Source organism: Haloarcula sp. CBA1129 (genome assembly GCF_008729015.1).
In the GTDB taxonomy this organism is placed as follows: Archaea; Halobacteriota; Halobacteria; order Halobacteriales; family Haloarculaceae; genus Haloarcula.
The window spans coordinates 1,384,392-1,397,691 of the sequence record NZ_RKSM01000001.1 but is presented as its reverse complement, the minus strand read 5'-3'; the positions used below and the strand labels follow the sequence as shown (position 1 = coordinate 1,397,691).

Sequence of the window (13,300 nt, the reverse complement as noted above, 5' to 3'; positions counted from 1 at the left end):
CCCAGTATTGACAGGGTCTCTTTACCGCGACCGCTCACCGCAGATTTATAATCCAGTAGTATAACCTAGTGATTATGACGCAGCTAGCAGCGGCCCGGAACGGGACTATCACCGACGAGATGGAGCGAATCGCCGAGCGCGAGAGCGTCGACCCCGAATTCGTCCGGCAGCAAGTCGGCGACGGACAGGCGGTGATTCCTGCAAACGTCGGCCACGACTCACTCGACCCGATGATTATCGGCCGGGAGTTTGCGACAAAGGTCAACGCAAACATCGGCAACAGCGAGGAGACAAGCGATATCGAGGGCGAACTGGAGAAGCTCCACACCGCCGTCCACTACGGCGCGGACACGGTGATGGACCTCTCGACGGGGAGTAATCTCGACGAGATCCGGTCAGCCAACGTCGAGCATTCGCCGGTCCCCATTGGAACAGTTCCCATCTACGAGGCGGTCAAGCGCGCCGGTGACGCGAGCGAGATCACCCACGAACTGCTGCTGGACGTCATCGAGAAGCAGGCGAAACAGGGCGTCGACTACATGACAATTCACGCCGGCGTCCGGATGGAACACCTGCCGCTGACTGACGGCCGGAAGACGGGTATCGTCTCCCGCGGCGGTTCTATCCTCGCCCAGTGGATGGAGGAAAACGGGATGGAAAACCCACTGTACACGAAATTCGAGGCCATTTGTGAGATATTCCGCGAGTACGACGTGACCTTTAGCCTCGGCGACGGCCTCCGTCCGGGCTGTCTCGCTGATGCCGGCGACGACGCGCAGTTCGCCGAACTGGACACGCTCGGAGAACTCACGCGAACCGCTCAGGACCACGACGTACAGGTGATGGTCGAAGGACCGGGCCATGTTCCGATGGATCAGGTCGCCGAGCAAGTCGAACGCCAGCAAGCGGTCTGTGACGGCGCGCCGTTCTACGTCCTCGGCCCGCTCGTGACCGACGTTGCGCCGGGCTATGACCATATCACGAGCGCCATCGGTGCGACGGAGGCAGGGCGTGCCGGTGCGGCGATGCTCTGCTACGTGACTCCGAAGGAACATCTGGGCCTCCCGGAGAAATCCGACGTGCGGGACGGACTCGCAGCCTACCGAATCGCGGCCCACGCTGCCGACGTGGCAAACGGGCGTGAGGGCGCACGGGACTGGGACGACGCCCTCTCGGAAGCCCGGTATGCCTTCGACTGGCGCGAGCAGTTCGATCTGGCGCTGGACCCCGACCGCGCCCGCGAGTACCACGATCAGACGCTCCCCGGCGACAACTACAAGGAGGCACGCTTTTGCTCGATGTGTGGCGCTGAGTTCTGTTCGATGCGCATCGATCAGGACGCACGCGAAGATGGTGACATGGACACAATCGAGGCCGACGCTGACGACCGGACTGCCCTCGAAGACTCGTCGGCGGCGGAAGTAAACCGGCCGCCCGTCGGAACTCACGACGAGGCTGATATCCCCGGCCCTGACGCCGATACCGAATCTGGAACAGGAGGGCGTGCCGACGATTAGCACGGCGATAGTTCTTTATAATCGGTGTTCGTCTATTGAAACGATGTCAAAGAAAGTCATCGCCCTCGTTGCGGTCATGGCGCTTGCCCTCGTGTACGTCGTCAAGCGGTAAAGCTGCGTGAATCGGCTGTATCGCCCGCTGAATCTACTACCGGCCGCCCTTCCCACTGGTCCTCAACGACATTGTATTGGGTTGGGTCTCATGATAGCCGGTAGTATTCTCTCGGCTTCTGCACTGTCAGCGGCAGCGCCGTCGCTTTCCGAACCCTTACCCGGCGAACCGCCGTACCAGCGTGTATGTACGGCGTCGTCACCCGTAACGAGGAGGAGACGGAGTGGTCCGAGTTCGACCGGGCGTTCTACGAGGTCAAGGACGTGACCGGCCGCGCTGTCGAACCGATTGCCGGCGCGGTGAACATGGTGTCCTGTTTCGGCGACAACGCGGTCGAGAGCGAGGAAGAACTGCTCGCGTTCGACGACGAGGGGACGCCGGCGACACGAAACCAGCCGTACTTCGACTGGACGTACGTCTGCCCGACTCACGACCGCTACCGCGAGGGCCTGCTCGACATCATCGAGGAGGCGGCCGCGGTCAACGAGGACGTTCGCCTCGACGATATCGGGTTCCCCCGGGACGAGTACTGCCACTGCGACCGGTGCGAGCAGCGCTTCGCCGACAGCGAGTTCGAGGACTGGTCGGCTTGGCGCACGAACGTCATCACGGAGTTCGTCGCTGAAGCACGCGAGCGCGTGCCCGGTGAGATGTACCTCACGCTGTATCCAGACCCCTACCCCGGCCACCTCGAAGCCCGCTCGGGCGTCGCCGTCGACGAAATTTCCGAGTACGTCGACGAGTTCGTCGTCCCCATCTACGACATGGCCTACTCGACGACGTACTGGCTAGAGATTCTGGCGAAAGGCTGGCAAGATCGACTCTCGACCCCGTTCAGCATCGAACTGTACGCCGTCGACGTGGACGTCGACGACCTCTCGAAGGCCGTCGAGGTAGCCGATGAGTACGCCGAGACCGTGCTGTTCGGTTACGACGCGAGCAACGCCCGTGCGACCATCCGGCGGATGAACGCCGACGCTCGCGAGGGGCAGTCGTTCGGGCCGGAGTAACGCACTCAAGTCCGGCGGATCACGCCCCGCTGCCGAACCGCTGTCCGCGCCACTGCAGAATCTCCTCGCGGTCGCGCGTATCGGTCGGTAGCTCGTCGAACCACCGGGCTTCGCTGATTTCGTGGTCCGGGTCGTTGACGGCGATGTCGGTCGTCTCCGCTCGGGCCTCGTACACCGGCAGCACTCCCCATGCCATGTTGCCGTCGCAGTAGAACTCGACCCGTCCGAGCATCCCCAGCCCATCGATGGTCGCTTCGATGCCACTCTCCTCCCCAAGTTCTCGGAGTGCGGCCTCCTGAAACGATTCGCTGGCGTCGAGCTCGCCGCCGGGGAGCACCCACATATCGACGCCTTCGTGGCGGACGAGCAGGAGTTCACCGGTGGGTCGGTAGGCGAGTGTGTGCGCGCCGTATGGCGCGCCGTGGTCCCGGGCGACAGTCGCCACGTCCCGAAACCGATTTCGCGGGACATTTCGATGGCGCGTGAACTCGACGTAGCCGCTGTGTTGCTCCCGGAGGTCGTGATACGTCTGCTCGGCGGTCTGGCACGCGCCGTCGGCGAGAAACCACAGGTCGTCGACGCTCGTCATCTGTTCGAACGCTGTGTGAGCGCCCGCCGTGAGGGCGACGAGTATCCGGGGACCCCTGCCGTGCTGCTCATGGCAAGCCGTTGGCGCGAGGTGCCTATAAGCCTTCGACACCGAATCAGTCCCTTTTTGACGAGCCACCGAGTACCGCTCGGTATGGCATTCGAAGAGGACGACAGCGTTATTCTCCACGACGAGCACAGCGACTACGACGGCGAGGAAGGCACAATCACACAGGTCGTCGAAACGATGTTCGGCGACGCCAACTACACGGTTTCCTTCGAGGACGGACAGGAACAGGGCGTCCCCGAGGACAACCTCGAAGCCGCCGAGGACGAGTAGGGCCTCGATGTCGTCGGTTCCGTTCCACTACGTCGACCTCCGGACATTCTGCTACGCGACAGAGGACGACAAGCGTGTCGAGCAAGCGCTCCGGACGTTCCTTCCCGAGGACTACCCTATCGAGCGCGCACAGAGTGAGGGGCACTACGGCGACCGGATCATTGTCTTCTCGGCCCGTGTCGAGAACGCGGACGACGTCCGCCATGTGCTCACGCAGGTCGCGTCAGCGCCGGATATCGACGCGGTGCGTGCGGAACTGGACGACCGGGTCGACGACAACTGTTCGTTTTTCCTCACCTTCGACAAACAGACCGCGTTCGGCGGGAGCGTGGAACGCGGCGACGGCATCACGCTCCGGGCGAAAGTCGAAGCCTATCCCGCAAAGCGGGAGAAGGCTGTCGAGAACGCCCGCGAACTCTTAGAGGAGTTGTGATGTACGAGGCCGTCTACGCCCACCCCGACGGCGACAGCACCGTCGCCCGGCACGCGCTGACGGCCGCCGACGCTGGCTACGACGGCATCGTCGTCAGGAACCACGGCGACGAACAGGCGGACTACGACGCCGACGCCATCAGCGACGCCTACGAGGTTGATGTCGCGGCCGGCATCGAGGTCCGGGCGAACGACCCCTCACGGGCCAGCGGCTTCGTCGGGAACTACCGCAGCGACCGAACGGTCATCGTCGTCCACGGCGGTGACCGCCGCATCAACCGGTTCGCTGTCGAGCAACCGACGGTCGACGTGCTCGCCCACCCGATGCGTGATGACGGCGATTTCAACCACGTGCTGGCGAATGCGGCGGCCGACAACGGCGTCCGCGTCGAGTTCGATTTCGGCCCGGTGCTTCGCGAGTCCGGCGGGAGCCGCGTCCGGGCCATCAAGGAACTCCGGAAGCTACGGGAACTGGTCGAGAACGCTGGAGCCCCCTTTGTCGTCTCGGCCTCGCCGAGCAACCATCTCCAGATTCGCACGCCACGGGAGCTCGTCGCTGTCGGGGAGACTATCGGCTTCGACGCCGACACCGTCCGCGAGGGGCTGGCAGAGTGGGGACGAGTCGTAGAGCGCAACCGCGAACGCCAGAGCGACGCCGTCATCGAGCCGGGCGTTCGGTTGGAAGATGACGACGAAGACCCTGAGTAGCGAGAACAGGGCTGTTACAGCACACAGAACCGACATTAGCGTGTGGCTTGACAAAGTGTGTGCAACGATTTAGTTTGTTCTGTAGTGAACTGACTGGTCGATAGACCTGCGTATTCATCACCCCCCAGTATTTATATCTGGATAGCCCATACGTGCCTTTCAGCAGCATGTACCCCATTCTACAAATTGGGTTTGAAGGGTCTGGAAGCCCGGTCGACTTCCTTCTGGCCGTGGTAATCTGGGTCGGTGTTTTCGTCGTCGTCCTCATTCTCGGCAAGTTAGTTAATTCCCTTGTTTGATTTGAATATTATTGACATCTGGTAAAGGTGGGTTGATAGATTCCACCTCTGTACTTATCAGTGATACCAGAAACTGCCAGTAGTCACACCACACCGCTCATTGTCCTTCGCGCCAACGACCATGCATGAAACACCTCCCGAAGCATCTCCGGCCTCGGTGGCGCTATCTCGCCGTCGGTATCGAGACGTGGCCAACCGCGTCACTCGACCGTCGGGCGTTCCAGCGGGCGGTGTGGTACGCCGCCCAGAATCTACTGGGCGACACCGGCAGCGCCGAAACGGATATGACCGTCCTCCAGTTCCACGACGGCGACGGCACGGCCGAGGCTATCGTCCGGACCAGACGCGGCAAGACGGACGCGGCGCGGGCCGCGCTGGCCTGCGTTGACAGCATTGACGACGACGAGGTTCGGGTCCGTGTCCGGGGGATTAGCGGCACGGTGCGCGCCTGTGAAGAAAAGTATATACGCGGGCCGCCGGAAGCCACTGAACAGAGACACGTCGTGTTCGAGAACGCAGACCGGAGCGCTACTGTTCGGCCTCCGCGCTACGATGTCGAAGCGGCCTCCGACGGTGCGTTCGTCGGCGCGACAGCACTCGATTTCCGATAACTATGCAGGGACAAAACCAACAGCAGGCCTACGACCGCGGGATCACTATCTTCTCGCCGGACGGACGCCTTTACCAGGTCGAGTACGCCCGCGAAGCGGTCAAACGCGGCACAGCAAGCATCGGCGTCAGAACGAGCGACGGCGTCGTTCTCGCCGTGGACAAGCGCATCCGGTCGCCGCTGATGGAGCGCTCCTCAGTCGAGAAAATTCACAAGGCCGACGACCACATCGGTATCGCCTCGGCCGGCCACGTCGCCGACGCCCGACAGCTCATCGACTTCGCCCGCCGACAGGCGCAGGTGAACCAACTGCGCTACGGCGAGCCGGTCGGCGTCGAGACCCTCACCAAGGAAATCACCGACTACATCCAGCAGTACACGCAGGTCGGCGGCGCACGCCCGTTCGGCGTCGCGCTCATCATCGGCGGCATCGTCAACGGCGAGCCGCGCCTGTTCGAGACCGACCCCTCCGGGACGCCCTACGAGTGGAAGGCCCTCGCTGTCGGGGCCGACCGCGGCGATATCCGGGACTACCTCGAAGAGCACTACGACGAGGGGATGGACCTCGACGAGGGCGTCGACCTCGCACTGGCCGCCCTCGCGTCGGTCAACGAGGACGGACTGACGCCGGAAGGCATCGGCGTCGCCACGGTCGACGTCGAAACCGAGACCTTTGGCCAGCTGACCGACGAGGAGAAGGAAGCCCACCTCGCGGAGGCCGACTTGCTCGACACCGGCGAAGACGAGGTCGAGGAAGACGAGGACGACGAAGACACCGAAGAAGAGTAACCCTTCCGACGACCCTCGCGGGCGACTCGACTCTTTTCGATTCGACCACGCAGTAAGGCCTTTAACTGGTCCACTGCTACCGACGGGTATGATATCGCTTGACGAGGCGGTGACGGCGCGCCTCGAATCTCACGGCCAACGGTTCGAGGTACTGGTGGATCCGGACGCTGCGCTAGCGATAAAACGTGATGACTTCGATGGCGACCTCGAGGACGTTATCGCTGCGGAGGACGTGTTTGAGGACGCCTCGCGGGGGGACCGACCACCCGAGAATATGCTCACAGAGGTGTTTGACACGACTGATCCGATGACCATCATCCCCGAAGTCATCAAGCAAGGGGAGATTCAGATCACGGCCGACCAGCGCCGCGAGATGCAGGAGCAAAAGCACAAACAGCTCATCCAGCGGATCACGCGCAACGCGGTCAACCCACAGATGGATGACGCGCCACATCCGCCCGAACGCATCGAATCGGCCCTCGAAGAGACGGATTTCAGGGTCGATCCGATGGAGCCTGTCGAGGCGCAAGTCGACGACGCGCTTGATGCGCTCCGGCCGGTTATCCCCATCCGGTTCGACGAGGTCACCGTCGCGGTGCAGGTCCCCGCGGACTACGCCGGGAGCGCGCAGGCACAGATACGACAGTTCGGCGACCTCGAACGCGAGGAGTGGCAGTCCGACGGCTCGTGGGTCGGCGTTATGACGTTCCCGGCCGGCCTCCAGAACGACTTTTATGACGTTGTAAACGAACACACCAGCGGCCACGCGGAAACCCAGATAATCAAAGACGAAGACGACATCAGTACACGCGGCTGACGCCGCGGCGTCGCGTTACCCCTTCTTGAACCCGACTAGGAAGCCGGCAGTGAAGCCAGCACTGACCGGTAGCGCCGAAAGCAGCGACATAACCCACGACGGCGGTTGCGTCGCCGCCGCGTTCCCGGCGGTGCCAGTCGCGTTCTGCGCGGCCCCGCCTATTGCGTCCCAGTTCACCTGCAGGATGCCGCGTGTCTCAAGGAATTTGAACAGTGCCAACTCGATGCCGACGATGACGGCAATGAGCTTTGCGACCTTCTTCGCGGCGAACCCGATGATTCCGCCGATAAGGCCGCCGCCACCGAATTCGAGGCCCATCTGCTGGAGGCCCAACCCATTTAGTTGGAGTACGAAATCACCCATACCGCGTACCTGACCGCCTGCTTTTAAATCCTTTGTGCTCCGCTTGACGCTTTCCCTTTTATACACCGCTTCTGCCACAGGGACGGGGCACCGTTCCCTCCCGGGTGTCCCAAAGAATTCAGGGGAATATTTTTCACACGATGCTATTTCTTTACTCATATCCAAAGATTTGTATGCTACCGACGAATCTTACTTACTGTTAAGATGGCAGAAACACCGAATTCCGATACCAGCGGCGCCGCAGGCAGACGTTCAAAGCGACCGAAATCGAATCAGGACTGGTGGCCAAACAAGCTGAACTTGGATATTCTCGACCAGAACGCGCGGGACGTCGGTCCGATGGAAGCCGACTTCGATTACGCGGAGGAGTTCCAGAAGCTCGATCTCGAAGCGGTGAAGTCGGACCTCGAAGAGCTGATGACGTCATCGCAGGACTGGTGGCCGGCCGACTACGGCCACTACGGCCCGCTGTTCATCCGCATGGCTTGGCACAGCGCCGGGACGTACCGGACCGCCGACGGTCGCGGCGGCGCAGCTGGCGGTCGACAGCGCTTTGCACCGATCAATAGCTGGCCCGATAACGCGAACCTCGACAAGGCACGACGGCTGCTCCTGCCGATCAAGCAGAAGTACGGCCGCAAGATCTCTTGGGCCGACCTGATGATTCTCGCAGGGAACGTCGCCATCGAGTCGATGGGATTCAAGACGTTCGGCTACGCCGGTGGCCGCGAGGACGCTTTCGAGGAGGATAAGGCTGTCAACTGGGGGCCGGAAGACGAAATGGACACCCAGGAGCGCTTCGACGAGCCCGGCGAAATCGAAGAAGGGCTCGGTGCCTCCGTGATGGGCCTCATCTACGTGAACCCGGAAGGGCCGGACGGCAACCCGGACCCGGAGGCGTCGGCGAAGAACATCCGGCAGACGTTCGACCGCATGGCGATGAACGACAAGGAGACGGCCGCTCTCATCGCTGGCGGACACACCTTCGGGAAAGTCCACGGTGCTGACGACCCCGACGAAAACCTCGGTCCCGAGCCGGAAGCCGCCCCTATCGAGCAGCAGGGCCTCGGCTGGCAGAACAAGAACGGGAACAGCAAAGGCGGCGAGATGATTACGAGCGGTATCGAAGGCCCGTGGACCCAGTCGCCGACCGAGTGGGACATGGGGTATATCAACAATCTGCTCGACTACGAATGGGAGCCAGAGAAGGGCCCCGGCGGCGCGTGGCAGTGGGCACCCACGAGCGAGGAGCTGAAAAACAGCGTGCCGGACGCACACGACTCATCGGAGACGCAAACGCCGATGATGCTCACGACGGACATCGCTCTGAAGCGCGATCCGGACTACCGAGAGGTCATGGAAACCTTCCAAGAGAACCCGATGGAGTTCGGGATGAACTTCGCGAAGGCGTGGTACAAGCTGACCCACCGCGACATGGGGCCGCCGGAGCGGTTCCTCGGTCCGGAGGTTCCCGACGAGGAGATGATCTGGCAGGACCCGCTTCCGGACGCCGACTACGACCTGATCGGGGACGCGGAGATCGCCGAACTCAAGGAAGAAATTCTCGACTCGGATCTCTCCGTCACCCAGCTCGTCAAGACTGCGTGGGCGTCGGCATCGACCTACCGCGACAGCGACAAGCGCGGCGGCGCAAACGGCGCTCGCCTCCGACTCGAACCCCAGAAGAACTGGGAGGTCAACGAGCCGGAGCAACTGGAGACGGTTCTGGGGACACTCGAAACCATTCAGGCGGAGTTCAACGACTCGCGTTCCGACGGGACGCAGGTCTCGCTTGCCGACCTGATCGTGCTGGGCGGCAACGCGGCCGTCGAGCAGGCGGCAGCGAACGCCGGCTACGACGTCGAGATTCCGTTCGAACCCGGGCGCGTGGATGCCGGGCCGGAAGACACCGACGCCGCCTCCTTCGACGCCCTCAAGCCGAAGGTCGACGGAGCCCGAAACTACATTCAGGACGATATCACGCGACCGGCGGAGGAAGTGCTGGTCGACAACGCGGACCTCCTGAACCTGACGGCGTCGGAACTGACAGCCCTGATCGGCGGGATGCGCTCGCTCGGGGCGACCCATCAGGACACCGACCTCGGCGTCTTCACTGACGAACCGGAGACGCTGACAAACGACTTCTTCGTGAACCTGCTCGACATGGGGACGGAGTGGGAGCCAGCGGCGGACGCCGAACACGTCTACAAGGGTCTCGACCGTGACACCGGCGAGGTCAAGTGGGAAGCCACACGCATCGACCTCATCTTCGGTTCGAACGACCGGCTTCGCGCAATTTCGGAAGTCTATGGCTCTGCCGACGCAGAAGAGAAGCTCGTCCACGACTTCGTCGACACGTGGAGCAAGGTCATGAAGCTCGACCGCTTCGACCTCGAATAGGCGGATTGCACGCCACCGCTTCGGTGGCTGTATCTCAAGTATCGCGCGAACGCTTCCACGTCAGCAGGCGACCGTCGCCACCTCGCAGTCTCTGCCATTTTCCCGCCCCACCGCCGGCGCACCGGATGACGGTAAGAGCCGCCCGGGGGGTTAAATAATCGGACACCGTATCTCCGTAACGAGTGACGGCGACACACACCACGGAACGAGCGGTCATCGCGAAGCGCGTCGACAGTGGCACCGCCGACACGGCGGAAATCCGGGACCTCGCTCGGGCGGCCGGCTACGATGTCGTCGGCGAGGTAACCCAGACCAGAACGGAGGACCCGGCGTACCACCTCGGCGAGGGGAAGGTGACACGGTTGAGCAACGCGGTTGCCCGCGAAGAGGCCGCTGTCGTCATCTTCGACAACCAGCTCGGCCCGTACCAGACGTACAACATCGGGAACGAACTCCCCGAGCGGGTCCGCGTCATCGACCGATTCCGGCTCATTCTCGAAATCTTCGGCCAGCGGGCCCAGACCCGGAAGGCCCAGCTACAGGTCGAACTTGCGGAGCTTCGCTACGAACTCCCGCGCGCCGAGGCAAAGGCGAGTCTGGCCAAACGCGACGAGCGCCCGGGGTTCATGGGCCTCGGCGAGTACGACGAGTCCCGCGAAGAGGACATCAAAAAGCAGATCGCCAACATCCGGGACGAACTGGAATCCATCGAGGAGACCGAGCGACACCGCCGGGAACAGCGCCGGGAGTCCGGGTTCGATCTCGTCGCTCTCGCCGGCTACACTAACGCCGGGAAGTCGACGCTCTTGCGCCGCCTCGCCGACGACCTCGACGTCGACGAGAACGACGATTTACATCCCGACTTGGACACGACGGCCGAGAGCGAGGACCGTCTGTTCACGACGCTCGGGACGACCACCCGACGCGCGGAGGTCGGCAAACGCGAGGTGCTGGTCACCGACACTGTCGGGTTCATTCAGGACCTTCCGCACTGGCTCGTCGAATCGTTCAAATCCACGCTCGGCTCGGTGTATCACGCCGATCTGGTCTTGCTCGTCGTCGACATCTCCGAATCGGTCGAGGAGATCCGGGAGAAACTGGTGACGAGCCACGACACGCTGTACGAGCGCAACGAGGCCCCCATCGTCACGGTGCTTAACAAGACCGACATGGTGGACGATGAGGAGATACGCCGGAAGAAGGATGCCCTTTCCTCGCTGGCGCCGAACCCCGTTGCCGTCAGCGCCAAACAGGGGCTCAACATCGACGATCTGGCGGACCGCATCGACCACGAACTGCCGGACTACGAGCGTGAACGGCTCGTGCTTCCGATGACCGACGACACGATGAGCCTCGTCTCGTGGATTCACGACCACGCTAGCGTCGACACGGTCGATTACGGCGACCAAGTCGTCATCGAGTTCGAGGCGCGGCCAGCCATCATTGAACAGTCCCGGTCGAAAGCCGGGGAACTGGTCGGCGCGTCAGCCTGACTGCAGGCGCTACGTGTCCGTTTCTCGCTGCCACAGTACGCTCGGTATCTCTTCTAGCAAGTCTGTCGCGACCAGTCCGTAGCCGCGGTCCTCAACGACACGGTCGCCGACTGTTCCGACAGTGTAGGCGGCGATGGCGGCCGCGTCGAGTGGGTCCTGCACGCAGGCGAGCGCGCCAGTCACACCTGCGAGCACGTCGCCGGTTCCGCCGACCGTCATCCCCGGGTTGCCCGTCCGGCCGACGCGGGTCCGCTCGCCGTCCGAGACGATGTCGTAGGGGCCTTTGACCAGCAGCGTCTGGCCGACCTCCGCTGCGAAGGACTCGATGAGGTCCGCTCGTCTCCGCCAGTCCTCGGCGGTCTCGCCGCCCATCCCTCGGAGTTCGCCCTGATGGGGCGTACAGACGAGTTCGGCGTCCGTCTCGATGTCCGGGACTACCGACAGCGCGTCGGCGTCGACGACCGCTGTCCCCTCGAAGCCGGACAGCAGGTCCCCGACCGCCTCCAAGGTCGCGTCGGCGTCGCCCAGTCCCGGTCCGACCACGAGCGTGTCGTGGTCGGCCGCCAGCTCGGCAAGGCGGTCGATGTGCGGCGGCGCGAGGTGGTCCCCGTCGAACGGTCGCAGGATAAGGTTCTCGCTGTAGGATTGGATTTCACGGGCCACGACGGCCGGGCAGGCGACCCGGACGAGGTCGGCCCCACCTCTGAGCGCAGCTTGGGCCGACAGCGCCGGTGCGCCGGTGTAAGGACCGCCGCCGACGACCAGAACCTCGCCGTTGTCGCCCTTGTGGCTCGCGGGGTCCCGTTCGAGGCGGGTGAGGTCGCCCCGCTCGACGAACAGTTCCGCTGCGTCAGGGATGCCGATGTCGGCTACGGTGACCGGTACGCCGAGGTCCGGCAGGCCGGGCTTGGTATCGTGGAACGTAATCACATGGTCGGCCTCGACTGCGCTGTCGGCCAACCCCCCGGTCTCTGCGTCGAGGCCCGATGGAACGTCCACAGAGAGGACGGTCGCGTCGCTCTCGTTCATCGTCGCTGCCGCCGTCGCCTCCGGTTCCCGCAAGTCGCCGGCGATACCTGTGCCAAGCATCGCGTCGACGATGACATCGGGAGTACCGAGGTCGAACGCTGAGGAATCTGTGACCGTCTCCGTCGGATACTCGGCATGCTGGAGCGCGTCCCAGTTCTCTCTGGCAATCGTCGTCGAGATGGCGTCCGGGCGGCCAAGCAAAACGACCCGGAGGTCGAAGTCGTCCAGAAAGCGGGCGGTGACGAGCGCGTCCCCGCCGTTGTTCCCCCGTCCGGCAACGATGGTGACCTGATCGCCGGGTTCCGAGAGGGAACGGACTGCCCGGGCGACGGCGTGGCCGGACGACTCCATCAACTGTTTGCGCGGGACGCCGAGCGCGGCGGCGTTCTCGTCGACGACACCCATTTCGGAGCCGGTGAGCATACCTGCGGGTTCGCCCGCCAGTGAAGTAATTCTACGGGACAGCGGCCTACCAGCGGACCTCGAACCCCTCGTTGTCTTCAGGGTCCTCGTACTCGACCTCGACGTCGGTCACGTCTGCACGCTCGCTCCCCTCGTGACAGAACTCGATCATCGCGTCAACGTCGGCTTCGGGCCCCTCGAACACCGCTTCGACGCGGCCGTCGTCGAGGTTACGGACCCACCCGTCGACGCCCTGTTTCTGTGCGCGTTCCCGCGTGGTCGCTCTGTAATAGACGCCCTGAACACGACCGGAGACGAACACGTGTGCTCGCGTGCGAGCCATAGCCGAAGGTTTGCCGGCGGACTCCGTTATACTGTCGCCTTCTGTCAT

Annotated in this window: 14 protein-coding genes; 10 read left to right on the top strand and 4 right to left on the bottom strand. The window is 63.3% G+C overall.

Translation table 11 applies throughout. From position 1 onward, the window contains the following. Positions 1–74: 74 nt before the first annotated feature. Both thiC and Har1129_RS06895 read left to right on the top strand, forming a co-directional pair. Positions 75–1,517 (top strand): phosphomethylpyrimidine synthase ThiC, encoded by a 1,443-nt coding sequence (thiC, locus tag Har1129_RS06900; protein WP_151099991.1) that lies wholly within the window; start codon positions 75–77, stop codon positions 1,515–1,517. A 297-nt stretch (positions 1,518–1,814) separates the two neighbouring features. Further along, complete coding sequence (locus tag Har1129_RS06895) at positions 1,815–2,639, top strand: hypothetical protein (protein ID WP_151099990.1); 825 nt, start codon at positions 1,815–1,817, stop codon at positions 2,637–2,639. Between the two features lie 19 nt (positions 2,640–2,658). On the opposite strand, the gene Har1129_RS06890 is transcribed toward Har1129_RS06895, so the two are convergent. Continuing rightward, positions 2,659–3,228, bottom strand: coding sequence for an NUDIX hydrolase (locus Har1129_RS06890; RefSeq protein ID WP_151099989.1), 570 nt, complete (start codon positions 3,226–3,228; stop codon positions 2,659–2,661). Positions 3,229–3,381: 153 nt separating this feature from the next. Between Har1129_RS06890 and Har1129_RS06885 the strand changes: the two genes are divergently transcribed. The 6 genes from Har1129_RS06885 to Har1129_RS06860 all read left to right on the top strand — a co-directional run bounded on the left by Har1129_RS06885 (position 3,382) and on the right by Har1129_RS06860 (position 7,222). Further along, positions 3,382–3,567, top strand: a complete 186-nt coding sequence (locus tag Har1129_RS06885) for a hypothetical protein (protein WP_004515500.1) — start codon at positions 3,382–3,384, stop codon at positions 3,565–3,567. Positions 3,568–3,574: 7 nt separating this feature from the next. Further along, a complete protein-coding gene (locus tag Har1129_RS06880) occupies positions 3,575–4,000 on the top strand; it encodes an RNA-binding protein (RefSeq protein ID WP_151099988.1) in 426 nt (141 codons plus the stop codon). Beyond that, positions 4,000–4,707 carry an RNase P subunit p30 family protein gene (locus Har1129_RS06875; protein ID WP_151099987.1) on the top strand — a complete coding sequence of 236 codons (708 nt, stop codon included), beginning with the start codon at positions 4,000–4,002 and terminating at the stop codon, positions 4,705–4,707. The genes Har1129_RS06880 and Har1129_RS06875 overlap by 1 nt, the downstream gene beginning before the upstream one ends. Before the next feature lie 424 nt (positions 4,708–5,131). Further along, the gene (locus Har1129_RS06870) at positions 5,132–5,617 is read left to right on the top strand and encodes an Rpp14/Pop5 family protein (protein ID WP_151099986.1); all 486 of its coding nucleotides are present in this window, start codon (positions 5,132–5,134) and stop codon (positions 5,615–5,617) included. Positions 5,618–5,619: 2 nt separating this feature from the next. Beyond that, positions 5,620–6,405: an archaeal proteasome endopeptidase complex subunit alpha gene (gene psmA / locus Har1129_RS06865; RefSeq protein WP_151099985.1), complete on the top strand. Its 786-nt coding sequence runs from the start codon at positions 5,620–5,622 to the stop codon at positions 6,403–6,405. An 88-nt stretch (positions 6,406–6,493) separates the two neighbouring features. Next, positions 6,494–7,222: a ribosome assembly factor SBDS gene (locus Har1129_RS06860; RefSeq protein WP_151099984.1), complete on the top strand. Its 729-nt coding sequence runs from the start codon at positions 6,494–6,496 to the stop codon at positions 7,220–7,222. 15 nt (positions 7,223–7,237) lie between these two features. Here the strand turns inward: Har1129_RS06860 and Har1129_RS06855 are convergent, their stop codons facing one another. Next, on the bottom strand, positions 7,238–7,585 hold the full coding sequence (locus Har1129_RS06855) for an FUN14 domain-containing protein (protein ID WP_151099983.1): 348 nt from the start codon (positions 7,583–7,585) through the stop codon (positions 7,238–7,240). A 204-nt stretch (positions 7,586–7,789) separates the two neighbouring features. Between Har1129_RS06855 and katG the strand changes: the two genes are divergently transcribed. Both katG and hflX read left to right on the top strand, forming a co-directional pair. Next, positions 7,790–9,985: a catalase/peroxidase HPI gene (gene katG, locus Har1129_RS06850; RefSeq protein ID WP_151099982.1), complete on the top strand. Its 2,196-nt coding sequence runs from the start codon at positions 7,790–7,792 to the stop codon at positions 9,983–9,985. Between the two features lie 182 nt (positions 9,986–10,167). Beyond that, positions 10,168–11,478 (top strand): GTPase HflX, encoded by a 1,311-nt coding sequence (gene hflX, locus Har1129_RS06845; protein WP_151099981.1) that lies wholly within the window; start codon positions 10,168–10,170, stop codon positions 11,476–11,478. Positions 11,479–11,487: 9 nt separating this feature from the next. Here hflX and Har1129_RS06840 read toward each other — a convergent pair whose 3' ends face one another. Beyond that, entirely contained in the window at positions 11,488–12,930 is a 1,443-nt protein-coding gene (locus Har1129_RS06840; RefSeq protein WP_151099980.1) for an NAD(P)H-hydrate dehydratase, read from the bottom strand. Positions 12,931–12,976: 46 nt separating this feature from the next. Further along, positions 12,977–13,300, bottom strand: a complete 324-nt coding sequence (locus tag Har1129_RS06835; protein ID WP_151099979.1) for an acylphosphatase — start codon at positions 13,298–13,300, stop codon at positions 12,977–12,979.